This is a genomic window from Paenibacillus sp. ClWae2A (assembly GCF_032452295.1).
Classification (GTDB): domain Bacteria; phylum Bacillota; class Bacilli; order Paenibacillales; family Paenibacillaceae; genus Paenibacillus.
On record NZ_JAULSQ010000017.1, the window covers coordinates 45,191 to 69,257 of the forward strand.

The following is a 24,067-nucleotide window of genomic DNA, read 5'->3' on the forward strand; positions in this document are numbered from 1 at the left end:
GACTGATTTGCCAGAATACGATTATGGTCACTCTTTTAGGGTAAAACTTGGTTATATACAGTGACGGTACATCCTGACGGCTGAATATGTCGTGCGGGTTTCCCGCCCTAATAGAGAGGAAGAAATTCATGCTCGTACGCTTTGGTTACGTGGCAATGTCCGTGCTTATAGAGAACGCCTCGCCTTCCCGGACCATGACCATGTCGAGTTTTAACAAAATCGATGACAGGGAAGCAGCGATCCGCAAGCTCGAACGGATTGCAGCCGAGAACCTGCACAATACATTACGTTTGCTCAGGCATAACAAGGGTAGCCATATTCATGTATATCGCTTCTCTTCCAAATTGATTCCACTGGCAACACACGAGGACCTGAATGACTGGGACCCGTTCCCGGCACTGAAGCAGGACTTTGCGGCCATTGGTGATTTTGTGAAGGAAAATCATATGCGTGTGTCCTTTCATCCGGACCATTTTACCGTACTTAGTACACCCCGTGAGCAAGTTCTGCGCAACTCGATACGAGACCTTCGTCATCATGTTCGGATGCTGGATGCCATGGGACTGAATGCCACTGCCAAGAACAATATACATATTGGTGGTGCATACGGGGACAAGCCTTCGGCGGCGCTACGTTTTGAAGAAAACTTTTTGAAGCTGGATCGGGACATCCAGGAGCGGCTTACACTTGAAAATGATGACAAAACGTTCAATGCGCCTGAGACACTGGCCGTGTGCCAGCGTTTGGGATTGCCCATGGTACTGGATATTCATCACCAGTGGGTGAACAACGAAGGAGAACGGCCATGGGATCTGTGGCCTGATATTCTAAAGACCTGGCAGTCACCGCTTGCCCAGGCAGATTCACCGGCTGATCAGCCATTGCCACCCAAAATCCATGTCTCCAGTCCGAAGAGTGAAAAGGATCTGCGAGGTCATGCCGATGGCGTGGAGGTAGAGCCATTGCTCGACTTCTTGCGTCACATCGCAGCAGACACCCCAAGGCTTGACGTGATGATTGAGGCGAAACGCAAGGATGAGGCTCTTGTGCAACTGATGCAGAAGCTGGCATTCTATCACGAAGAGGGTGTGGAGTGGGTGGACGAGTCTACCGTCATCATTCATCCTTAGCCAAAAGGGGCTTGGGCAACGAGAAACTTTACGACCTGTGAGGCGTATACTTTTAACAAGTATTTCAACTTTTCGTAGATTGATATAGAAAGTAGAGTGAACGCTTTGAATGAGAAGGAAAAGATACCTTATGTCGTGACAAGCAAAAGCTATACTGCCGTTGCCATTAATGCAGCTTCCAAAGCTGGCGAATGGATCAAAAGCCGTCTTGGGACGGTAGCTGAACTTGGCACCAAATATTCACCCCAAGATCTGGTGACCGAAGTGGATAAAGGAGCGGAGCAGATGATCCGCCGCCTGATTCTCACGCATTTTCCCCACCATGCCATTCTGGGTGAAGAAGGCGTCGAACCGGGACCGGAAGCTTCGGCAAAAGCACTGAAAGAGGCCGAAGAAGAAGAGTTCCTTTGGATTGTTGATCCTGTGGACGGAACGACGAACTTTGTACACGGATTCCCGTTTTATTCGGTGTCCATCGCATTGGCTCACAATGGTGAAGTTATTGTTGGCGTAATCTACGACCCTTCCCGTGATGAACTGTTTGTCGCGGAAAAAGGTAAAGGAGCTTACGTCCACGGAAACCGGATGCTTGTATCTGGTGAAAAGGAATTGGCTCAGAGCCTGATTGCGGTTGGATTCCCGGCAGACACAACCTTTGCGTTGCCACTGAACATGGCCGCTGTACAGGCTCTTGCTCCGCAAGTTCGTAACTTGCGTGCAGGCGGATCTGCCGCCCTTCATCTGGCATATGTTGCCGCAGGACGTCTCAGCGCCTACACCGAAGTTGGTCTGAAACCGTGGGATATTGCAGCAGGTGCGCTGCTGGTTGAAGAATCAGGCGGTAAGGTGACCGATACCATCGGAGCGCCTTATCAACTGTCTGTGAATCATGTGGTTGCCAGCAATGGCAAAATCCATGATGCACTGACGGATGTGTTGAAGGAAGCGAAGGCTACTGGTCTGGAGTGAGTTTATTCAACTCATCCATGCTTTAAATACTTTTAATTGTACATTAACGGAGGGGACAGAAAGCATCTGAAGAAGCGGAGCGCTCGCCTTTATCACCGGATTTCTACCTTGAAAAAGGGAATCAAAGAAATCTGGGGATAACAGCGATCGGAAGATGGTTCTGTACACGAAGTGAAAGTACAATAGTATAGGTAACTCATGTATGACTTTAATTAAAGGAGCGAAAACAATGGATGAATCCAAAGAACTGGAACGACGGCTCAGTGATATGCTGACGGAAGGGGACATGGAAGAGTCCGGCGACACCGATCAGCGTGAACGCCAGCTGATTCCTCCCAAATATGAAGTGCGAATCCAGACAGAACGTGATCCAATTGTCGAGGAAACGTTAAAGTACCGGAAGATGGCACGCGAAGTGGACGATCGTTATGATCGGTATCTGGAGCGAACTGCCGGGAACAAACCGGAGAGCGACAAGGATCATTCGATTGCTGAAGACTCGGATAAGCCGCAATCTTAATTAAACACTGAACGTTATAGCTGTGCTTCACCAATAACAGGCTCCCCATCAGGGAGTCTGTTATTTCATGTGTGCTCTCAGCAGAGAGGACAACGCCTACTTTAAAATGATAGAATAGAGTAACACGACTTATATCATTGGAATGACCGATGTACTATATATTAGTGTAATTATAGATTCGCGAAAAGGAGTGTTACCCCGAATGAAGCGTAAACGTATATGGGAAAATACAGCTGCCGGTTTAACGGTAAGCATGTTGGCAGGAATGCTGCTCTTTACATCATCTGCATTGCCTGCACACGCGGCTGACACCAAAACCGGTGTATTGCCAGCGGGTACAAACGAGACTTCGCTGACAGCGAAGAAAGATGCAGTAGCCGTAACCAAGGAGTTCCGCATCGTCACCTTGGGAGATTCCATAACGGTAGGTTATGAGCCCAACACAAAAGAATTGCCTTATGGTTATGTAGAACGTCTGCAGGAGCAAGGTTTGCTGCATGGGCGTACACAGGTGGACAACTACGGGATTGCCGGATTGAAAACCAGTGGCCTGAAAAACTTCACTACTGCAATTAAGGATGGCAAAACGCTGACTTCTGAAGCCATTCAACCAAGTCTTCCTGATCCAAGAGCGGGACAGATTGGAGCCAATACTGCTGCAATTCGCGAGGATATCGCACAGGCGAATCTGGTTGCAATCACCATTGGGGGGAATGATGTATCGGAGCTTCTCGGTACAGCAGACAAACTGAGTGATCAGGAACTGCAAGCGAAGGTAAAAGAATTACTCACAACATATACAGCTAATGTAAGTGCAACGATTAATGATATCCATGAAATTAATCCGACAGCTACAATTGTCATCGCCGACCAGTATCAACCGATGCCAGAAGTAGCAGGCAAGGCACTCTATGCCAAACTGATGGAGGCATCCCAAGGCTTCACACAGACCATTGATGGCATTGCAGCACAATTCACTGCTCAGGGTACCGATGTCAAAGTCGCACACGTGGCCAAGGAGTTTGTTGGTGGTGAAGGCACGATGACTCATATGATCAAAGATCGTGATTTCCACCCGAACCAATTTGGATATGCGGCCATTGCTGAAGTATTTGCCAAAACGATCTGGGGCGACTACACCAAGCTGACTGCACCTGCAACAGGTGAGCCGATGAACATTATTGTGAGTGGCAAAACATTAAATACACCGTACAAACCGATTATCCGTAACGGCAAAAACTTTGTGGCGATTCAAGACATCGTAAACGCTGTCGGGGCTACTACGGTGTGGGATAACCAAACTTCAACCGCAACCATTACATATGGAAACCGGAAAGTTGCTGTGAAGATTGGTGCCAATGCTGTGAAGGTAAATGGAGCATCGGTTACTGTGGATACACCTGCATTCCTGAATAAGGTAGGCAAAGAGTCCAAAACATATGTACCCCTTGCCATGGTGGCTGAAGGTCTTGGCTTTGATGTGCAATATGTAGCGAAGCTGAAAACGGTTTTTGTTAACCCGTAAATTGTATTTCATGCTCAAGCATGATGTTATTCAACAGCCAGATTGCCTTGATCTGTTCAAGGTATTCTGGCTGTTTTGTGTGCTTTTTGAGTTGCTGACACAGATGTATACCTTCTCTGATGACTTAAAATGTTGCATAAATATATCTTGTCAGATGACCAATGGATGTGTAAATATGAAAATAACTTACAATAAAACCACTAATCATAGTATGACAGGCACCCCTCGCAAGCCAAAGGAGCGCTTAGGATGAACAAAATTAAGAACGCTTTCACAACACTGCCGATTCATCACAAAACGATTCTTCTCATCGGACTTTTGATGTTAATCAGCTTTACGTTTTATGCGTCCGTACTCCGATATGTGTTCAGTATCTATGACCGTCAGATCTATGAGAAATCCTCGCAGGTCCTCAATATGTCTTCGGTAGGTATTGAGAATCAACTTCGTGAAATTTCCAATCTCTCCTTCAAGGTGATGTCGGACGAGCCGCTTCAGCAATATCTGCTTCAACTGAAAAAGGCCGAAACGGGTTACGAGAAAAATGGATTGCGTAAAAAAATTACCAACAGGTTAGTCGCTTACGCGGGTTCCGAAAAATACGTCTATTCCATGCTATTTATCGATAATGATAATAACGTTATGGCCGCAGGCAATCGGGAGGGAATTTCGGAGTCGAAGCAAAAGGAACTGGTTGCACTAGGACAGCAATACTCGGGCTCCAATGCCTGGCATACCAGTGGGGATAAACAGTCCCGACTCTTGTCGGTCCGACAGGTGAAATCCTTTATTGGCGGAGCATTTACATTGGAGGACCTCGGCACACTGATCATCCGCGTACGACTGGACCGAATTGTACAGGATCAGATGCAAGAACCGGCTGAGGACTCCCAATTACTGATTACCGATGGAAGAGAAGTGATCTATCCAACAGAATCAGCCGTCAGTGAAGCCGAGATTGAATCTGAACTGAAGCGCACCCAGCCCTATGGAATTGCCATGTTGGAGCAGGGGAGACACTTTGTTGCTCGTGCTCATTCTTCCTATACGGATTGGACCTATTTGTACACAACCCCGTTTGACCAGATGTTTAAAAAGATCCAGTTTGTCAAACAGTTGGTCACGGTGATCTTCATCATGATTTTTCTGGCGGCGCTTCTCATTGGAGCGAGATTCTCTCGCAGTATTACCCATCCGATTGCACAGTTGATCAAAAAGATGCGTAATATCGAAAAAGGCGATCTGGATAAACTGGAGGAGGCGGCCCTCGGCAATGTTCCTATATCTCCACAGAATGAGGTCGGGCTGCTGCATCGCACATTTAAGATGATGCTACAACGAATACGTGAATTGATTGATGAGAATTATGCCAAGCAACTGGTGATTCGTGAGACTGAGTTGAAAGCGCTTCAGGCGCAGATCAATCCACATTTTCTATACAACACGCTGGAATCGATCAACTGGCTGGCTAAAGTACAGAAGCAACGACAGATCTCGGAAATGGTTGAGGCTCTCGGATTTCTGCTGCGTAGCTCTGTGAATATGTCCGAGAAGTGGATCACGCTGGAAAGAGAGCTGGACATTGTCCGCAGTTACGTGACGATTCAGCGCACGCGTTTTGAGGAAAGATTGGACTTTGACATGGAAATTGCACCAGAGGTAGGAACGGCGCGGATACCGAAGCTGACATTACAGCCTTTGGTGGAGAACGCCATACATTATGCACTCGAACCAAGCATTGACCCTTGCCGGATCCGTATTCGGGCGAGAGCAGATGGAGATAAGGTGATTATTGAAGTCGAGGACGACGGTCCGGGGATGACACCGGAATTCCTAGAACAACTACACGAAGGACGTATTCAGACAAGAGGACAGGGCATCGGGTTATCTAACATCCAGGAACGAATCAGACTGACCTTCGGTGATGAAGGTGGAATGGTGATGAGCAGCAAGCCCGGATCAGGAACTGTAGTATCGATCAGCATACCTTGGATCAGAGAGGACGATGACGATGTACAAAGTGATGCTCGTAGATGATGAACGTGTCATACTGGAGGGGATTTCCCAAGTGGTCGATTGGGCCGCGGCAGGAACGGAATTGGTGGGTACAGCGAGGAACGGGATCGAAGCATTGGAAAAAATTGGGCAGTCGAGACCCGATATTATTATTACGGATATTTCCATGCCAGGTCTGGATGGTCTCGGACTCATAGAGAAGGCATCTGAAGCATACCCGGGAGTACGTTTCATTATGTTATCGGGCTACAAGGAGTTCGAATATGCCCGCAGAGCGATGCAATATGGTGTGAAGCATTATTTGCTCAAGCCCTGCAATGAGAATCAGATCCATGATGCGTTAACTGAACTGTTGCAGGAGCATCAGGATGCCCAGGTGAAGGAGCATGTTGCCGGTGAGATGAAACAGCGATTACAGCGTGTCCTTCCGCATGTGAAGGAGCAATTTCTGCTGGAGTTCATGACCAACCGCACCTATGGGCCGGTTGATCTGGAGTATTATCAGGAGCTGTTTGATCTGGAGCTTGAAGAGAATGCAGTTCGGTTACTGCTGTTCCGAATTGTAGATGAACATGATTACAGTCACTTATTTGCGATCAAAAACATTGCCAGTGACCTGCTCCCCCATGTACTGTTAAGTACAACCATTGAAGGCAAACTCCTCATTCTGCTTGCGGATTCAGCTGATCCGGCCGGATTGAAAGAAAGCATTGAAGAGGTTCGGGCTGCATTTACCAGACTATATAAATTGGAAGTGACCGCTGCGCTGAGTGAAGCAGATCGAATGATCCAGTCACGGCGGTTGTTTCGTGAGGCATTGCAGTATCTGAACCATCGCTTTTTTATCGGTGAAGGCAAGCTGATCACAAAGAATGATCTCGTTTTGGCCGGAGAATGCGACGGCGTGCATGTAGAACAGGATGCGGAGCAACTGTGTCAGTTGATCAAATCGGGCAATACCGAGGAAACAGCGATAGAGGTGGATCGTTTGTTTGATCTATTATCGCGTCAGCAGCTGGAAATTGAAGTGACTCGCTCTTACGTAGTGCAACTGTACTCGGCGATGGTTCATGTCTGTCCACCTGAGGAGGCAACGGAATTCACCCAGCGTATGGCAGAACTGCCTCATATCGATACGTTATCTGGTTTGAAGTCTTTTGTTGCAAGCAGTGCAGCCCGATTAACTTCCGGTTATTACAAAAACCATATCAGTCGCCAGTCTTCTGCCGTGGAGAAGATGATGGATATCGTGGATCGTCATTATGGAGAGGCGGATCTTTCTCTCAACGGAGTCGCCCATCAGATGTTGTATATGAATCCGGATTACCTGGGCAAGATTTTCAAAAAAGTTACAGGCGAGAATTTCTCCAACTACGTGAATCGCCTGCGCATTGAACGCGCATGTGACCATATTCGCAGAGGCGGGGATGTGAAAGTATTCGAGCTTGCTGAATTGTTCGGATTCGGGGGCAACTCGCAATATTTCAGTCAGGTGTTCAAAAAGTGGACCGGTATGACACCTACGGAATTCCGGAGGATCGGCATATAACAATGGACTACCAATCATGTGTTTCATGTCTGGGGAGGACGAACAGCGCCAAGAGGGGGACTGTTGTCCTCCTCTGTTTTTTGAACCAACAAGACGGTTTTGTGTATTCAACTCTGGTCGTACATTTGCGAAAATGACATTAACAAGTTTGTGAAAGCGTTATCAGAAATGAAAGGATAACTCGTTCACACAACCATATCAACATAAAAGGGGAGATTGGCATGGTGAAAAAGGCAATATTCCTGATGATGGCTGCATTGCTCGTTTTTACAGCGGCGTGTAGTTCAGGTGGAGGTAGCGAACAGGGGTCTTCGGATGGATCGGTTACCCTGCGGATCGCTTGGTGGGGCTCGGATGCACGGCATGAATATACACAGAAGGTCATCGACCTGTACAAATCGAAAAACCCGAATGTCAAAATCGATGTGGAATATGCTTCATTTGATGACTACTGGAAAAAGCTCGCACCACAAGCAGCGGCAAATCAGTTGCCTGACATCGTTCAGATGGATATTTCCTACATCAGCCAATATGCACAGAATGGTCAGCTTGAGGATCTAGCGCCTTATCTGGGCAACCAGATCAAAGTGGACGATGTGTCCGAGAATGTTATTAGCACAGGTGTAATTAACGGTAAACAATATGGTGTACCTGCCGGTGTTAACGTTCTGGGATTCCAGTATGATCCGGCGTTGCTTAAAAAGGCAGGCGTGGATACACTCCCTGAGAATATGACTTGGGAATCGTATGAAGCATTGGGTAAACAAACCGCAGAAAAAGGACTGTATCTAGATGGAGGAGTAGCTCCTGATATTTTCTTCCACTACTTCCTGCGTACCAAAGGACTTTCGCTATACAATGCGGAAGGTACAGGTCTTGGATATGATGATGACCAATTGTTTGTTGAGTTCTTCGGACTTATGCGCCGCATGATTGAACAGGGCGCAGCACCTACACCGGATGTAGCCAATCAAACCAAGGGCATTATTGAGGAATCAGATCTCGTGAAGGAAAAAGGAATCGGCGTATGGCAATGGTCTAACCAGTTCGTAGCCTTGCAACAAGTAGCGAACCGTCCGCTCGAAATCGCTCCAATGCCAGGACCGGATATGGAAAAAGGACTATATATGCAACCAAGTATGTATTGGGGTGTAACGTCCAACTCCAAAGTGAAGGAAGAAGCGGCTAAATTCATTGATTTCTGGGTGAATGACGTGGAAGCCAACAAACTGATCAAAGGTGAGCGCGGTGTGCCAATCTCAGGAGCAATCAAAGAAGCTATCGCACCTGAGCTGAGTGACGCAACCAAACAAGTCTTTGAATTCGTAGCAGCCATGGAGCCAAAAGCTTCACCAATGAGTTCTCCGCCACCGGTTGGTTCACCTGAAGTAATCTCTGCTCTGGCAGATGTGGTTGAAGAGTTGAACTTTGGCAAAATTACACCTGAACAGGCAGCAGAAACATTCCGCAAGAACGCCGAATCTGTACTTGCGAACAATAAATAACAGTTGAATGATGGCTTGCTCGTCCCACTTCAGGGATGGTCGGGAATGGGGCTACTCGCGAATGCGAGGGCCTTTCCCCGTCCAGATGAACGAAGCAAGGATGAGGGAGCAAGCTGATCCATGAAGGAGGTTCGTTCCATTGAGGCAGTATTCGTCGTTACGTAGAAACTTAACTGGATATGCGTTCATAAGCCCGTTTATTATTGGATTCCTGGGCTTCACACTCATCCCCATGTTTGTGTCCTTATATATGTCGTTCACGAGTTATAACTTGTTCACTTCTCCGCGGTGGATTGGGCTTGATAACTACACCAAAATGTTTTTTGATGACCCGAAATATTGGAACTCGGTCAAAGTGACGTTTCTGTATGTATTCATTGGGGTACCGTTAAGATTGATCTTTGCCCTCTTCGTAGCGATGGTCCTGAACACTGGCTCTCGTATGATCGGAACGTACCGGACGCTGTACTACCTGCCATCCATTATCGGTGGTAGTGTAGCCGTATCCATTATGTGGCGTAACCTCTTTAGTAATGAGGGTGTTATCAACAGTGCACTAACGGCAATTGGGATCGGGCCAATCAGCTGGTTTGGTGACCCGAATGCGTCTCTCGTTATGCTTATCTCACTGTCTGTGTGGCAATTCGGTTCGTCTATGCTGATCTTCCTGGCTGGTCTCAAGAATATCCCCACTGAGATGTACGAGGCAGCAGGTGTAGATGGTGCGAATCCTGTTCGGAAATTTTTCAGCATTACCTTGCCGCTCCTTAGCCCGATCGTTCTATTTAATATGATTATGCAAACAATTGGTGCATTCATGACGTTTGTACCAGCCTACATTATCTCCAAAGGAGAAGGCGGTCCAATGGATGGTACCATGCTGTACTCTCTGTATCTGTTCCGTCAGGCATTTATGTTTAACAACATGGGTTATGCTTCGGCGATGGCCTGGATCATGCTGATCATGATCGGTATGCTCACGATAGCCGTGTTCCTGACATCCAAGTACTGGGTGTTCTACGAATCTGAAGGAGGGAAGTAACGATGGTTTGGAGAAATGTAAAATGGCCCATTTATCACCTGTTCGTTGCAGCGCTTGCCCTCCTGATGTTGTATCCCGTACTTTGGATGCTCTTCAGTTCCTTCAAGGAAAGCCGCACGATCTTTGTCACTGCGGACACTCTGTTTCCTACCGAGTGGATTTGGAGTAACTATGTGGATGGTTGGAAAGGCACAGCGGGAAGACCGTTCATGGATTACATCACCAACTCACTTGTAATCGTAGTGATATCTACCATCGGTGCTGTGATATCGTCATCACTGATCGCTTTTGGTTTTGCCAGACTTAACTTCAAGGGACGTAGCTTCTGGTTCTCCATTATGATGTTGACGCTGATGCTGCCGCATGACGTGGTATTGGTTCCTCAATACATTATCTTCACGAAGCTGGGTTGGCTAAATACGATTCTTCCAATCGTTGTCCCTACATTCTTCGGAATGCCGTTCTTCATCTTCCTGATGGTACAGTTCATTCGAACGATTCCGAAGGAACTGGATGAGGCTGCAACCATCGATGGATGTAACAAATTCAGATTGTATATCCAGATTATTATGCCGCTCATCAAGTCTTCTCTGGCAACAGCAGCGATTTTCTCCTTCTACTGGAGATGGGAAGATCTGCTCGGTCCGGTATTGTACCTGAACTCGCCTGAGAAATATACCGTATCGATGGCGCTGAAAATGTTCCTGGATAGCGAATCTGCCTCCAACTGGGGCGCAATGTTCGCCATGTCCATCGTCAGTCTGGTTCCGGTTGTAGCTGTGTTCTTCATCTTCCAAAAACAAATTGTTCAAGGGATGAGCACCAGCGGATTGAAAGGATAAGCCAGATTACTGTATCTTCGTATCTTCGCCCGAATGAACGTTTACGAAAGTTAACCAAGGAGGTTATCGCTTTTGAATAAAGCTCAGGGTAGTCAGGCCGTTGCCATGGAGGCAGCGGCAGAGGGCCATGCAGTGTCCGTGACCAGCTGGAAGTTTAACTTTGGACCGGACTCGGGAAGAGCAGGTGAGACAGGGGATTATCTGAAAGTAACTGCAACAACCGCATATGAGGAACGTGGAGGATACGGATTCGAAGCAGGTTCTCTGGTGTATGAGAAACATCGCATCGGAGATGAGGATGTGCCGAATTCCATGAAACAACATCATAACAAACCTGGGCAGACAACCATGTCTGCCCGATTGCGTTCGGGCTTCTGTATTCCGCTCAAAGCATCGTTCATCGTGGATGTTCCCGACGGAACCTACCAAGTTTTACTTGTTGCAGGTGATGAATTGGCTGAGACAGTGACCCGCGTGAAAGCTGGTGAGGGCAGGCTTGTACTGCCAACCATTCGCACACTTCCCGGACAATGTGCAGAGGTGCGATTCTCGGTGGTTGTTCGCAGCGGCAGACTTCGTCTGTCATTTTCTGGTCCCGCGCCAAGAATCAATGCGTTAGAGATTACCCTTGCGAATCAGACGATGACCGTATTTCTTGCCGGGGATTCAACCGTAACAGATCAGCCGGAAAGTGGATATCCGTATTGTGGTTGGGGCCAGCTATTGCCAGCACAGTTCAAACATGATGTGGCAGTGGATAACCACGCCCAGTCAGGCCGAAGTTCCCGCAGTTTTATTAATGAAGGCAGACTCAGCGCCATTATGGAGCGAATCAAGCCGGAGGATTTTCTGTTTATTCAATTTGGACATAACGATGAGAAGCCGGACCCTGAACGTGGGACGGACCCATTCACAACATATAAGGAATATTTGAAAAAGTATATCGATGCTGCACGCGAAGCCAAGGCTCGTCCAGTGCTCATAACCCCGGTGCATCGTCGCTACTTTGCGGATGATGGCACATTGACCGATACCCACGGCGATTATATCATCGCCGTGCGTGAGCTGGCGGAAGAGGAAGATGTTCCACTGATCGATCTGGCTGAGCGCAGCCGTCTTCTGTTTGAGCAGGCAGGCGTGGAAGGTAGCAAGGACGACTTTATGTGGGTGCTGCCAGGCGAGTACGTGAACTTCCCCTCAGGTGTGGAGGATAACACGCATTTTCAGGAACGCGGTGCCCGCCGCCTTGCCCAGCAGGTGGCAGAAGCCATCCGCGAGCTGCAATTGCAACCGTTGCAGATGTATCTGCGATAGGTTCATGTCTTGAATTATTAAGCGAGTTAAACAAAGTAACGAGCCAGCAAAGTTGCCCAGCGAATAGCGAAGGAAATAATTTCTAAATCAGTCCGCCGAAGCGTCTGCCCCGCGAGTTATTCGGGGTTTAAAAGCTGTAGCGAGTTAAACGAAGTAACGAGCCAGCAAAAGTTGCCCAGCGAATAGCGAAGGCAATAATCTTTTCAAATCAGTCCGGCGAGCGTAGCAGCGAAGAAGGGCGGAATCGGGTAGAGGGAGCGGAGCGTCCGCCTTTGGAGCGGGATTTCCCCTGCTGAGGGGGAAATCCCGAGCCAACAGTGGCCCGTAGCCCGATCCGTCCGCCGAAGCGACTGCCCCGCGAGCCACCCCGCGATTTTAACTTAATTATTGGAGGAGATACTCAATGACATTGGACCCGACCAAACAAGGCACATCAGCCCATAAGAACGATCCGACAGCCACAGGGCATACCTACTGGGTTATCCCTGATGGCTACATCCCGCCGGAGAGCAGCGGCACACTGGAGAGTCATGAGAGCATCTGTGTATTAAACACAAGTATAACGGATGCGGAGCTGAGCATCACAATCTATTTTGAAGACAGAGATCCACTCGAAGATATTATAGCGGAGGTGCCAGCAAGAAGAACAAAACATATTCGTACTGCATCGCTCCAATCTGGAGAGCAGTCTATCCCGTCAGGCGTACCATATGCAATTACTGTTTCAAGCAATATTCCAGTCATTATCCAGTACAGCCGTTTGGACACGACCCAGCCAGAATTGGCTCTGATGAGTGTGATGGCTTATCCAGTGGGATAAACTTACTACTTGGCATCATATGCAGCAACCTACAAAAGAAGACCGGTAACCTTGCAACTAATGCAGGTCACAGGTCTTCTTTTATTTACTGTATTTATATGTGCTCGCATTAAGGATATCCACATGGACCTCCACTTTGCCAAGCTTGAAACGCTCGAGGGGATCAGCCCGTTGGGCGACTTCCTGTTCCCATAAGGGTAAATTGTGGCGATAGAGATATTCCACCAGGCCATACGAATCGATCTTGCGTGACTTGTTTTTTTCAAACGTATCGCGAATTTGGGATTCAATCTGTTTTTCAGCTTCTTGTTCCATGGCATGAGGCGTGCGTGAGGCTCCATGGTCTTCGGTGATGGAACTTTTGACCGAGGTAACCAGATCGAATATGACGCCGTCTCCTTGTTTCCTCGCCTTGATACTCGTCTTGGGATGACGAAGCATCAGGGTTAGATCAGGAGTCTTCCCACCATTCCCATACACGTACAATGGATATTGATGAACGCGCTTATAATTTACGTATCTTGTACCATCTGTGTCTGCTCCTGCAACTCTACCCTGACTTTTGCCTTTGGAAATGACATAAAATCCATCCATTCTAACAAGGGGGGGAGTTTTATCGCCGTTGAACCAGGTTTCATTTCTCGTTGAAACCGAGGGTAAAAGAATGACGGAAGCCGGTTCCCGTAATCCATCGAGAAGCTGATGGAGCCGGATAGGTTCATAACCGGAATGCTGTTTGTATAGCCTCATGGGCTCGAATAACTCAATCGTCTGGGCGGATTGGTTCAGCAGCGCAGAAGGGGAGAGCACTTCCGGAATGTTCTGCTCTGTCGCGTAGATCCAGGGTGTATATCTCAGTTGACCTGAATGCAGCAACGTGTTAAATATATCCTCCAGCTTCCCTTCCAGAGCATTTTTCGATAAAACAATGGCTTTAACATGAGTCCAGAGCGTTTGCTGCTGTGACGTTTCGTACAGATCATTAATAGCCATGCTGAGTGTAGTACCCTCGCCCCGTCCAATCCAGATATCCCTTGTTTCCCGAGAAGTTGGCGTTTCCTGTTTTGCAATACTGGAGAAGTCAATCAACTGGGCATACGCAATATATTGGTTGTCCACATAGTCTATTCCAATGGCCGTGATGAAGTTAATACTTTGCACCTCTTTGGAATCCCAGCATCCCGTTAGCAGGATCAAGCACCCCACAAGTAGGCCACTCATGGACGTCCATCTGATCATGACCGTTTTCTCCGGCGAGTGGAATCTTGGGTGTGGAGTGCTTCTGGACGCTTGTTTTTTTTCATGGAAGGTGGCATGGATACGGCCTGAGTGAAGTCTCCGGGAATGTAGGGAGATACGGGTGACAGATAGGACACGCCATAACACTCCAAGGATACGAGGTGAACCAACAGAGCGAACAGTCCAATCATAAATCCAAATAATCCAAGAAAAGAAGAGATGAGTAGCATCCCGATCCGAATGTGTGCAGTAGCCCCGCTGAGCACGGTATTCACGAGAATGTAACTGGAGATGACTGAGATCGCTACCGTGACTATGATGGTGGGCGACGTAATCCCGGCACGAATGGCTGCATCCCCGATGATAAGTCCACCGACCACGCTGACCGTCTGCCCTAACGCACGTGGTAACCTGCGACCGGCTTCGTTAAATAGCTCGAACATAAAAATCATCAGGAACGCTTCCAACGTCACCGGCATGGGCAGGCCCATTCGAGTACCAGCAATTGTAGCCAAGAGAGGTAGCGGGATCTGTTCCACATTGAAACTGGTCAGGCCGATGTAAAAGGCTGGGAAGAAACAGGCAATCAGCAGACCGGAAATACGCAAAATCCGTTCGAAGGTAACGATGAAAAAAGGTGTGCTTTTGTCTTCCGGGGACTTCAACTGATTGAAAAGTGTAGTTGGTGCGATGACCGCCACAGGAGAACCTTCAATGAGAACGGCAAAACGTCCATTTAATAGGGAATCGACGACAAAATCAGGACGTTCGGTATTATCTGTGAGTGGAAAAATACTCCGAATCCCTCCCATGACAGATCGCTCCATGATTGAGGTACCCAGAATGCCGTCAATCTCAATCTGATCCAGATTGTGCCTAGCTTCTTTCAGGATGTCTGGATTGATAATATCTTTTACATATAGAAGGCCAATGGCAGTTTGGGTACGACCACCTTTGACATATTTCTCATAACACATCGAGGATGTTTTCATTCGTTTGCGAATAAGGGCCACGTTGGTAGTGAGTTCTTCGGTGAATCCATCGCGCGGGCCTTTGACTGATGTCTCAATAGCTGATTCTTCTGGACTGCGTCCCGGGATATCGGCGATATCCAGACTGCAGGACTGCACGCCATTACCAAAAATGATCAGTAGTTGTCCGCTAAAAATCAACAGATTAAGTTTCTTGGAATTTGTGATATCCTCAATCGGATTTAAGGTTAATCCCAGTTCTTTGGGATGTGATTCCTCAATGATCAGGGAGTGTTGTTCCAGACGAGGAATAATAAATTGATTGATTTGTTTGCCGTCTACCAGTCCTTCGCAATAGAGCAGAATGACGGGCTGATCGGATTCGTCTTTGACAGGAAAGGTCTGAATAACAACATCTGCACATGGATTGAACTGCTCTTTCAAAGAGGCAAGCAGTGTTTCATGGGACGTGGTGTCAATCGCTTGATGCTCCATGATGTTTCCTCCTCTGATGGCGTGAATGGATAAAGGCAACCGTCGTCGCGATAATCGCAAGTCCGCTCAGATACAAGAGATTGAACGGAAATATGTATTCGACCAGAAGTTTTTCGAAGGTCATATCATCCAGAGGATACAACATGGTAAGAATAAAGAAGACACCTAACGAGATACAACTGATAAGCCTTCTGGTAGAGCTCTTAATATTCCATATTTCTATTACAATATACATGGCGAGACTAATCCGGGTGAACGACCCTGCGAGCCACTGGTAGATGGAAAAAAAGTCAGTTTGGGCGATGTATTTGCCCAAGGAGGCAATACGCCATTCTTCAAAGGCGGGATATCTCATTTTGGCAGCCTCAAAAGGATCAAATTCCACAATCGCCCCAATGAGTGGGCCAACAGTCAGTCCCACAAGAATGAGTGCGAGCATCAGATACTGCCAGACACGTATACGTTTGGTGAGATGAGGCTGGATATACCAGATGAACAGCAGTTCGAACATGCCTGCAAGACTGTAAATCATGCCATTTAGCACCGGATGCCAGCCGTGTTCTAACACAGGCAGGAGACGGCTGTAATCCTTGTATTGAGTGTTCACAATTGCAACATAGAAGCCCAGCAGTACCACCAGTGGAAGGATCAATCCTGCCGTAAATGCCAGTGAGCGGATGCCTTTATATGCCCCATAGGCACAGAGAGACATGAGGGCAATACTGGTTACCAGAATTGGCGTTTCTGTCAGGTAATTTGTTTTGGCCCAAGTCGTGGTATCGTGCAGGGTGAAATAGATTGCGCTCAGAAAAAAGAGACTGTTCCCGACTCGAAATAACATGCCAATGGGCTTGCCGAGACGGGATGTTAACCATTCATGCAGAGTTTGATGCTGGAGGAAACGAGAGACATAAGCGAGCATTAGCGCAAATACGAGAAATGGTCCGGCTGATAGCAGGACGGAAATCCAAGAATCCCTTTTGGCCGCAGCCAAAAGGGCAGGAATAATCAGAACATGGCTGATCAAGCCAACGGACAACATGATCAACATCATAGCTTGCAAAAAAGAAGGCTGTGTTCGTTTCATGCTGAGGGGTCTCCTTTTCCCAATAGACTGTCCTCAGCAGTGTTAACGTGATTGGAGCGCTTCATACCGTCAGTCGAAATAACGAATACCCATGGCTTCTCTTATCTCTAACATCGTTTCCCGGGCCGCTTTCCTGGCCTCACGGGTACCCTCGATAAGAATCTCTTTCACCTGATCATCACGCTGTTCATAATAATTACGTCGTTCGCGAAAAGGAGCAAGCAGATCATTGATGGCTTCACCTGCGATCTGTTTACAATCTTTGCATCCAATCCGGCCTTGACTGCAACTGGCATGTATTTCGTCTGCGTTCTCCTTGCGGAAAAGCTGATGATAGGCAAAAACAGGGCAGATATCCGGATGTCCTGGATCGGAACGATGGATGCGGGCAGGATCAGTCTTGGCCTTGATCAATTTGGCTTTTACATCCTCAGGACTTGCATTTAATGAGATCGCATTGCCCATGCTTTTGCTCATCTTACCAACGCCATCCAGCCCTCCAAGCCGCTCTCCGGTCAAAATGCGAGGTTCGGGGAGGATGGGAGCGTATAACTCGTTGAACCGGCGAACCAATTTTCGTGCTGTCTCAATGTGAGGAATCTGATCTTCTCCTGCTGGAACAAGGGTAGCTTTACAGAATGCAATATCAGCAGCCTGACTGACCGGATAACCGAGAAATCCGTAGTACAGGTCGGTATATCCACGATCACGTGCTTCGCTCTTGATGGTCGGATTATGCCGGAGCGTATTGACGGTAACAAACATCGAGAAGATCACAGTCAATTCAGCAATTTCTGGAATCATGGATTGAATGAACAGGGTAGCTTTGTTCGGATCAATGCCTACGGCGAGGTAATCAAGCGTGACTTGATGAACACTATCTGCAATCAGACCAGGTTGATCATAGTGGGTGGTGAGTGCCTGAACATCTGCCAGTAAAATATAGGTTTTGTACTCTTCCTGCAATTGCACCCGACTGCGCAGGCTGCCTACGTAATGGCCGAGATGAAGTTGTCCGGTAGTCCGATCTCCTGTCAAAATAATATCCTTGTTTTTGTTCATGGTTTATTCTCCTTTGGTTTTGTAATTTTTCAACGTTGAGCTGTCGCCACCAGCCGTCTTCCACGACCATCACCTCCTTTCAGCCTGCATCTTTATAAGTTGAACTAAAGGCTATTTACACTTGCCACTCCGATGACAGAACAACCTTCCGATCGCTGTTATCCCCCGATTTTTTTGATTCAAATTTACAAAGGTAAAAATCTGGTGATAAAGGCGACCGCTCCGCTTCTTCAGGTTATTTCTGCCCTCTGCGTTCTCGTGTAAATGTTTAGTTAACATATATAGGTATTTAATAAAAAAAAGCCTCGTCCTTTATTCCATTCCCCGATACGGAACAGAATAAAGGACGAAGCTTGTGCCTCGCGGTGCCACCTTCATTGGCCGCTCTGTTGCGGCCCACTTGAGGGATACGGATGAGGCATCTACCAGGAGCCCGTTTATGAGCTTCCATGCCTATCGATATCCTGTCCATGGATAACGGCTGGACATGCCGCCTCGCCTACTGAAAGTTGTATTCCTAGGAAGGGATACAGACTTTGTTCAACTCGGAACTCCGAAGCCCATTTCCACATATCCGATGCACCGACTTCCACCACCCGCCGGCTCTCTGTAGCGTCCTGACATACGTACTTCTCTTCATCATCGTGGATAACAAATGTTTACAATTTCCAGAATTATATCACGCTTTGATTCCACTGACCAGCCTGTGTTTGCGACCGCTCATATTGGTACCAAGGACACCGGCGATGATCAGTAATGCTCCGATAAAATGATAGCCACTAACAGGTTCATGCAGAATCCATGCGCCCCCTACGATGGAGATAAGCGTGGACAGATTGCTGAATACACTCATTTGCGAAGCCTCCAGATGAGTAAGGGCATAGCTCGCGAGCAGGGTGGAGATCATGGTGGAGAGGATCGCCAGATAAGCGAGCGCACCCAGATAGGATGTATCTCCAAGCGGCTTGATGTAGTCCATCATGGAACCGCTGGAAGCATGTCGGATCAGGGAAGCGGAGTTAAATACAATACACCCAACCATCAGCGTGACCCAGGTTAATTCCATTGGTTTGTACTTCTGGGTTAATGGTCTTGCAAGCACACCATACCCTGCAAAACAGACTGTGGATAGTAGCAATAATGCAATGCCTTTCAGGTTACCTATAGACATGCCGCTTCCTTGCATGATGAAAATAAAGACCACTCCAGCGACAGACAGAAGCAGGAACAGTTTCTGTATCGTGGATGTGCGTTCTTTCAGGAAGACTGAAGCGAGAACGAGAGTGAATACAGGGGCCATAGCCTGAATAATACCGGCTTCCGATGAGTTGGAAGAGACAAGTCCAAAGGCTTGAAAGGCAAAAAATAAGACGGGAGATAACAGCCCTAGTGGAATGATTCGCCACAGATCACGAAGGCTCAGTCGGATTTTGATCCACCCAAAAATTACAGGAATGCTGACAACGATCAGCGACAGCGCGAATCGGTGGGCAAGCACATCAATTGGATGTGCAACAGTGACGGTCATTTTAACAAATAAAAAAGATAGACCGATAATAGCTGCGTACAATACAGCTGCGATATAAGCGTATCCCCGAGTGTGTGTTGTGTTCATGAATGCTCCTCCAATACAGTAGTCATAGCGTTTTATCTTTCATTATCCTGAAATATGTCAGGTTCGAGGCACGTGCTGGCCTTATTCAATATACTGCCAGGTGCATCGTGCTACAATAGATAAAAGGTTGAACTGTATCGGTACAGTTATTGGAGAGGGATGGGTGCATTGAGAAAATACGAAGTGATTGCGGAAGCATTAAAGCAATGGATTCAGGAACAGATGCAGCAGCAGGATCGTCGCCAGTGGGCAGATAAGGGCATCCGACTTCCAGCAGTTCGAGTTGTAGCTGAACAGTATCAATGCAGTGTAAGTACAGCTATTCGTGCATATGAGTGGCTAGAGCAGCGGCATTTGGTGTATGCCATACCTCAATCCGGCTATTATGCCGTACAGAACGGGACAGGTGCTCAGGACATGGACTGGCAGGGAGCGTTGGATTTTGCTTCAGCTGCTCCCGATCCAAGGGTCTTCCCTTATGCAGACTTTCGTCACTGTGTGGATCAGGCGATGGAGAAGAAACAGGCAGAGTTATTTATGTATGGCACGGATCAGGGATTACCTTCGCTTATTCTGCTGTTGCAGAAGCAGTTTGCGGATTATCAGGTGTTTGCGAGAACCGAGCAGTTCTTTATCACGTCAGGTGTGCAACAGGCACTGGCTGTGCTTGCATTGATGCCTTTTCCCAATGGAAAGAGAAAAGTACTACTCGAACTACCGACCTATCACAATATGCCCTCGCTACTGAGTGGATTAAATGTGCCGATTGCCGGTGTGAGACGTGACCTAGATGGGCTGGAATGGGCATCGCTTGAACGTCAGTTCGCTGAGGGAGATATCAAGTTTTTCTATGTCATGCCCCGCTTTCACAATCCAATTGGCACATCGTTAACTGTTGCGGAGAAGAAGAGATTGATCCGGCTTGCTCAGAGGTACGATGTCTATCTGGTAGAGGACGATTATCTGGCTGATCTGGAGGACAATACGAAACAGGACCCGCTATGGTCCTATGATACCGAAGGCAGGGTCATTTATCTGAAGAGTTACTCCAAAATTTTGTTTCCAGGTCTGCGCATTGGTGTAGCTGTTCTGCCCTCACCACTAATTGAATCGTTTGGTGCATACAAAAAAATGCTCGATATCGACACTTCCGTCCTGTCTCAAGCTGCTCTGGAGATCTATGTTCACAGCGGAATGTTTGCTCATCACAGGAAAGTGATTCGTAACCGCTATGCTGCCCGGATGCACACGGTGCATGAGCAACTGGACACATATCCAGAATTGGCTCCGTATAAGGACGCTCCTCGAACAGGAGGGGAGCATACAGTGTTGCCTTTGGCGGGTGACATGCCGCTTCGTGTTCTGGTGTCCCGGCTTCAAAAGTGTGGTGTCATCGTTGATACGACAGAACGGTATTATCCGGAAGGCACATACCAGGCGCATGAGGATCAGATGCTGCGATTGAACATCTCCAATGTGCCGAAGCAGCGAATCGAAGAAGGGATGCAGGTGATCCGGGAGGAAATTTTGAAACTTCAGATCAGTCAGAGATAAAGACAAAGCTATAACAGCAAGGCCATTACAATAAAACGCATGAAGTTGTTGCACATAGCATTTATCTAGCCGTATGTGACCACTCACCACTTTCGTATATAACAAAAGGCGTCCACACAAGTTGATCACTTGTTGGACGCCTTTTAACGTGAGTGTTATCCATCGACCATACTGCTTGTACGTTATATTGCAGATGGAAATAATTCTATTTATTCCTGAGCCATCGCCTTGAAGGAAGCTTCTGCGGCTTCCAATGTAGCTTGAACATCCTCGTCTGTATGAGCCGTGGTCAGGAACCAAGCCTCATATTTGGATGGAGCGAGGTTAATGCCACGGTCCAGCATATGACGGAAGAAGGAAGCAAAACGTTCTCCGTCTGTGTCTTGGGCATGATCGTAGTTCGTCACCGGATGATCACAGAAATGGGTGGAGAATGCACCGCGAATCCGGTTGATCGTCAGAGCAATCCCATGACGGTCAGCAGAAGCTTGCAGACCTGCCGTCAGGTCGATAGCAAGGCGTTCCATCTCTTCATATACACCCGCGCCTTGCAGGACCTCTAGACATGCGATACCAGCCGAGATGGATGCAGGGTTACCAGCCATCGTTCCCGCCTGATAAGCAGGGCCGAGTGGAGCAACCTGCTCCATAACATGTTTACGTCCGCCGTAAGCACCGATTGGAAGGCCACCACCAATAATTTTACCAAGAGCCGTCAGATCCGGTTCAATCTCCGCATGGTTATCAAGTCCGGCATATGTTTGTGTAGAACCGTAATGAAAACGGAAAGCCGTAATAACCTCGTCATAGACCACCAGTGAGCCGTTGGCGCGTGTCATGGCACAGAGACCTTCCAGGAAGCCAGGTTCCGGCATAACCATACCGAAGTTACCCACGATTGGTTCAACCATGACCGCGGCAACATCATCACCCCAGCGCTCCAAAGCATCCTTCAGGGCTTCCAGATCATTGTAGGGCACAGTAATGACTTCTTGTGCAATACTGGCTGGAACTCCCGCACTGTCAGGAATTCCGAGCGTGGACGGGCCTGAACCGGCAGCTACAAGCACCAGATCGGAGTGACCATGGTAACATCCGGCGAATTTTACAATCTTGTTACGTTTGGTGTAGGCACGAGCGACCCGAATCGTAGTCATGACCGCCTCCGTACCGGAGTTTACAAAACGAACTTTATCCATGGAAGGAATGGCTTCCTTCAGCATTTTGGCAAGCTTGATCTCAAGCTCTGTCGGGGTACCGTACAGTACTCCATTTGCTGCTGCTTCCGTAATGGCCTGCGTAATATGCGGGTGGGCATGTCCTGTAACAATCGGACCGTAAGCGGCCAGATAATCAATATAACGGTTGTCATCGACATCCCAGAAGTGAGCACCCTGGGCTTTTTTCATAAATACAGGTGCACCGCCACCAACGGCTTTGAACGAGCGTGAAGGGCTGTTAACACCTCCTACAATATGTTCAAGTGCTTCTGCATATAGAAGTTCGGAACGGGAACGTGATGGTTTCATAAGATAACTTCCTTTCGTAATTCAAATATGATAAAGGTACAAACCACAGAAAGATATGATGATTTTCTCATAATAATATAGCCGGGCACAACGAGAGGGCAGCGTTATGGCTGCCCTCTGCATGTGTACATTACTGAGCCGGTTGTTCTGACTTTTGATCGTCACCACTGGCTGTTTTATCTTCGGTGCTGGTCGTACTATCATCCGTTGTGGCAGGTGGGTGAATAATATCCTGAATATGCTGCTTCAGTTTCTCTTCATTCGTAACCGTCAATACTTGTGCACCGCCTGCTGTACGTTCTTCTTTCAACAGGTTCATTGGCGGGATCTGCTCACTGCCATTCATGCTGCTCTGGTAACCGAGGCCACCCAGCTTCCACATATCGGAGAGTGTCAGATTCGTATCCACATAAGGATTAACCTGTTCCAGAATGGAAGGCAGCTTGGCAATGGTAGTTGTTGACTGCATTTTCGCTGTTACAGCTTTCAGCAATTCACGCTGACGCTCGGAACGAGCGAAATCCGACATTGCATCATGACGGAAACGAACGTACATGAGTGCTGTCTCGCCATCCAGATGCTGATACCCTTTTTTGAGATCAATATCGTATTCGTTATTGTCTGCTTTACTTGTATAGTGCATGTCTTTCTCCACATCAAAATCAACACCGCCAACGGCATCCACCAATTTGATGAATCCCTGGAAATCCGTATACACATAATACTGTACAGGAATGCCGAGCAGGTCGCCGGCAGCTTGCATCGCTGCATTAGGACCATGGGTGATGGCAGTATTGATCCGTTCCTTGCCATATCCGTCAATATTGACGTAAGTGTCGCGCAGAATGGAGAACAGATTTATTTTTTTGGTAAGTGGGTCGAGCGATACAACCATCATGCTGTCGGAGCGGGGAACTTCACCTTTTTTCAATCCGCGCGCATCGACACCCATAACGAGAATATTTACCGTTTCTGTACCTTCCCATTTGGGTGGGTCAGGAGTATTTACTTTCTCCACATTCTCGATACCTGCGAATGGTGATTCGTCACCGTCTTTTGCCAAACCGTCCAACTGATTGAGAATAGAACCGAAATAATATGCCGCTGCTCCTCCAATAATCAACACGAAGGCGGCAAGAGAAATCCATATGGTTCTCTTCGTCTTTCTGGTCATGCTAGCTCTCCTTTGTATTTGAGATGAAATAAAAAAACGAGTTCGAGTATTCAAGTAAGATCTAGTCGGAGCTTTCCGTACACGTCTTTTCCCAACATAAGGGCAGGAC

19 protein-coding genes and 1 other annotated feature are annotated in these 24,067 nt (G+C 47.7%); of the genes, 12 read left to right on the forward strand and 7 right to left on the reverse strand.

What is annotated here, in order from left to right; all coding sequences use genetic code 11:
* Positions 1 to 128: 128 nt before the first annotated feature.
* From uvsE to QVE09_RS28805, 11 genes are all read left to right on the forward strand, one after another.
* Positions 129 to 1,130: a UV DNA damage repair endonuclease UvsE gene (gene uvsE / locus QVE09_RS28755; protein ID WP_315939584.1), complete on the forward strand. Its 1,002-nt coding sequence runs from the start codon at positions 129 to 131 to the stop codon at positions 1,128 to 1,130.
* Positions 1,131 to 1,235: 105 nt separating this feature from the next.
* Positions 1,236 to 2,099, forward strand: coding sequence for an inositol monophosphatase family protein (locus QVE09_RS28760; RefSeq protein WP_397387115.1), 864 nt, complete (start codon positions 1,236 to 1,238; stop codon positions 2,097 to 2,099).
* Between the two features lie 229 nt (positions 2,100 to 2,328).
* On the forward strand, positions 2,329 to 2,619 hold the full coding sequence (locus QVE09_RS28765; RefSeq protein WP_315939586.1) for a hypothetical protein: 291 nt from the start codon (positions 2,329 to 2,331) through the stop codon (positions 2,617 to 2,619).
* Positions 2,620 to 2,821: 202 nt separating this feature from the next.
* Complete coding sequence (locus tag QVE09_RS28770) at positions 2,822 to 4,144, forward strand: SGNH/GDSL hydrolase family protein (RefSeq protein ID WP_315939587.1); 1,323 nt, start codon at positions 2,822 to 2,824, stop codon at positions 4,142 to 4,144.
* A 249-nt stretch (positions 4,145 to 4,393) separates the two neighbouring features.
* Complete coding sequence (locus QVE09_RS28775) at positions 4,394 to 6,181, forward strand: cache domain-containing sensor histidine kinase (RefSeq protein ID WP_315939588.1); 1,788 nt, start codon at positions 4,394 to 4,396, stop codon at positions 6,179 to 6,181.
* A complete protein-coding gene (locus QVE09_RS28780; protein WP_315939589.1) occupies positions 6,156 to 7,709 on the forward strand; it encodes a response regulator transcription factor in 1,554 nt (517 codons plus the stop codon). Before QVE09_RS28775 ends, QVE09_RS28780 begins: the two co-directional genes overlap by 26 nt.
* A 221-nt stretch (positions 7,710 to 7,930) precedes the next feature.
* Positions 7,931 to 9,214, forward strand: coding sequence for an ABC transporter substrate-binding protein (locus tag QVE09_RS28785; protein WP_315939590.1), 1,284 nt, complete (start codon positions 7,931 to 7,933; stop codon positions 9,212 to 9,214).
* A gap of 139 nt (positions 9,215 to 9,353) precedes the next feature.
* Positions 9,354 to 10,256 (forward strand): carbohydrate ABC transporter permease, encoded by a 903-nt coding sequence (locus QVE09_RS28790; protein ID WP_315939591.1) that lies wholly within the window; start codon positions 9,354 to 9,356, stop codon positions 10,254 to 10,256.
* A 2-nt stretch (positions 10,257 to 10,258) separates the two neighbouring features.
* Positions 10,259 to 11,098, forward strand: a complete 840-nt coding sequence (locus QVE09_RS28795; protein WP_315939592.1) for a carbohydrate ABC transporter permease — start codon at positions 10,259 to 10,261, stop codon at positions 11,096 to 11,098.
* A 105-nt stretch (positions 11,099 to 11,203) separates the two neighbouring features.
* Positions 11,204 to 12,412 (forward strand): rhamnogalacturonan acetylesterase, encoded by a 1,209-nt coding sequence (locus tag QVE09_RS28800; RefSeq protein ID WP_397387119.1) that lies wholly within the window; start codon positions 11,204 to 11,206, stop codon positions 12,410 to 12,412.
* A gap of 403 nt (positions 12,413 to 12,815) precedes the next feature.
* Positions 12,816 to 13,232: a sensory rhodopsin transducer gene (locus tag QVE09_RS28805; RefSeq protein ID WP_315939594.1), complete on the forward strand. Its 417-nt coding sequence runs from the start codon at positions 12,816 to 12,818 to the stop codon at positions 13,230 to 13,232.
* Between the two features lie 81 nt (positions 13,233 to 13,313).
* Here the strand turns inward: QVE09_RS28805 and QVE09_RS28810 are convergent, their stop codons facing one another.
* From QVE09_RS28810 to QVE09_RS28830, 5 genes are all read right to left on the reverse strand, one after another.
* Positions 13,314 to 14,471 carry a Ger(x)C family spore germination protein gene (locus QVE09_RS28810; protein ID WP_315939595.1) on the reverse strand — a complete coding sequence of 386 codons (1,158 nt, stop codon included), beginning with the start codon at positions 14,469 to 14,471 and terminating at the stop codon, positions 13,314 to 13,316.
* Positions 14,468 to 15,937 carry a spore germination protein gene (locus tag QVE09_RS28815; RefSeq protein WP_315939596.1) on the reverse strand — a complete coding sequence of 490 codons (1,470 nt, stop codon included), beginning with the start codon at positions 15,935 to 15,937 and terminating at the stop codon, positions 14,468 to 14,470. The genes QVE09_RS28810 and QVE09_RS28815 overlap by 4 nt, the downstream gene beginning before the upstream one ends.
* Complete coding sequence (locus QVE09_RS28820; protein ID WP_315939597.1) at positions 15,918 to 17,024, reverse strand: GerAB/ArcD/ProY family transporter; 1,107 nt, start codon at positions 17,022 to 17,024, stop codon at positions 15,918 to 15,920. The genes QVE09_RS28815 and QVE09_RS28820 overlap by 20 nt, the downstream gene beginning before the upstream one ends.
* Positions 17,025 to 17,093: 69 nt before the next feature.
* Positions 17,094 to 18,086: a tryptophan--tRNA ligase gene (gene trpS, locus QVE09_RS28825; RefSeq protein ID WP_315939598.1), complete on the reverse strand. Its 993-nt coding sequence runs from the start codon at positions 18,084 to 18,086 to the stop codon at positions 17,094 to 17,096.
* Positions 18,087 to 18,425: 339 nt separating this feature from the next.
* Positions 18,426 to 18,738: a binding site (T-box leader), on the reverse strand.
* Between the two features lie 27 nt (positions 18,739 to 18,765).
* A complete protein-coding gene (locus QVE09_RS28830; RefSeq protein ID WP_315939599.1) occupies positions 18,766 to 19,701 on the reverse strand; it encodes a DMT family transporter in 936 nt (311 codons plus the stop codon).
* Between the two features lie 159 nt (positions 19,702 to 19,860).
* Here QVE09_RS28830 and QVE09_RS28835 point away from each other — a divergent pair, with 159 nt between their 5' ends.
* Positions 19,861 to 21,255, forward strand: a complete 1,395-nt coding sequence (locus tag QVE09_RS28835) for an aminotransferase-like domain-containing protein (protein WP_315939600.1) — start codon at positions 19,861 to 19,863, stop codon at positions 21,253 to 21,255.
* A 209-nt stretch (positions 21,256 to 21,464) separates the two neighbouring features.
* Here the strand turns inward: QVE09_RS28835 and QVE09_RS28840 are convergent, their stop codons facing one another.
* Together QVE09_RS28840 and QVE09_RS28845 are read right to left on the reverse strand one after the other, a co-directional pair.
* Positions 21,465 to 22,784, reverse strand: coding sequence for a glutamate-1-semialdehyde 2,1-aminomutase (locus QVE09_RS28840; RefSeq protein WP_315939601.1), 1,320 nt, complete (start codon positions 22,782 to 22,784; stop codon positions 21,465 to 21,467).
* A 130-nt stretch (positions 22,785 to 22,914) separates the two neighbouring features.
* Positions 22,915 to 23,958 (reverse strand): LCP family protein, encoded by a 1,044-nt coding sequence (locus QVE09_RS28845; RefSeq protein WP_091018703.1) that lies wholly within the window; start codon positions 23,956 to 23,958, stop codon positions 22,915 to 22,917.
* Positions 23,959 to 24,067: the final 109 nt, after the last annotated feature.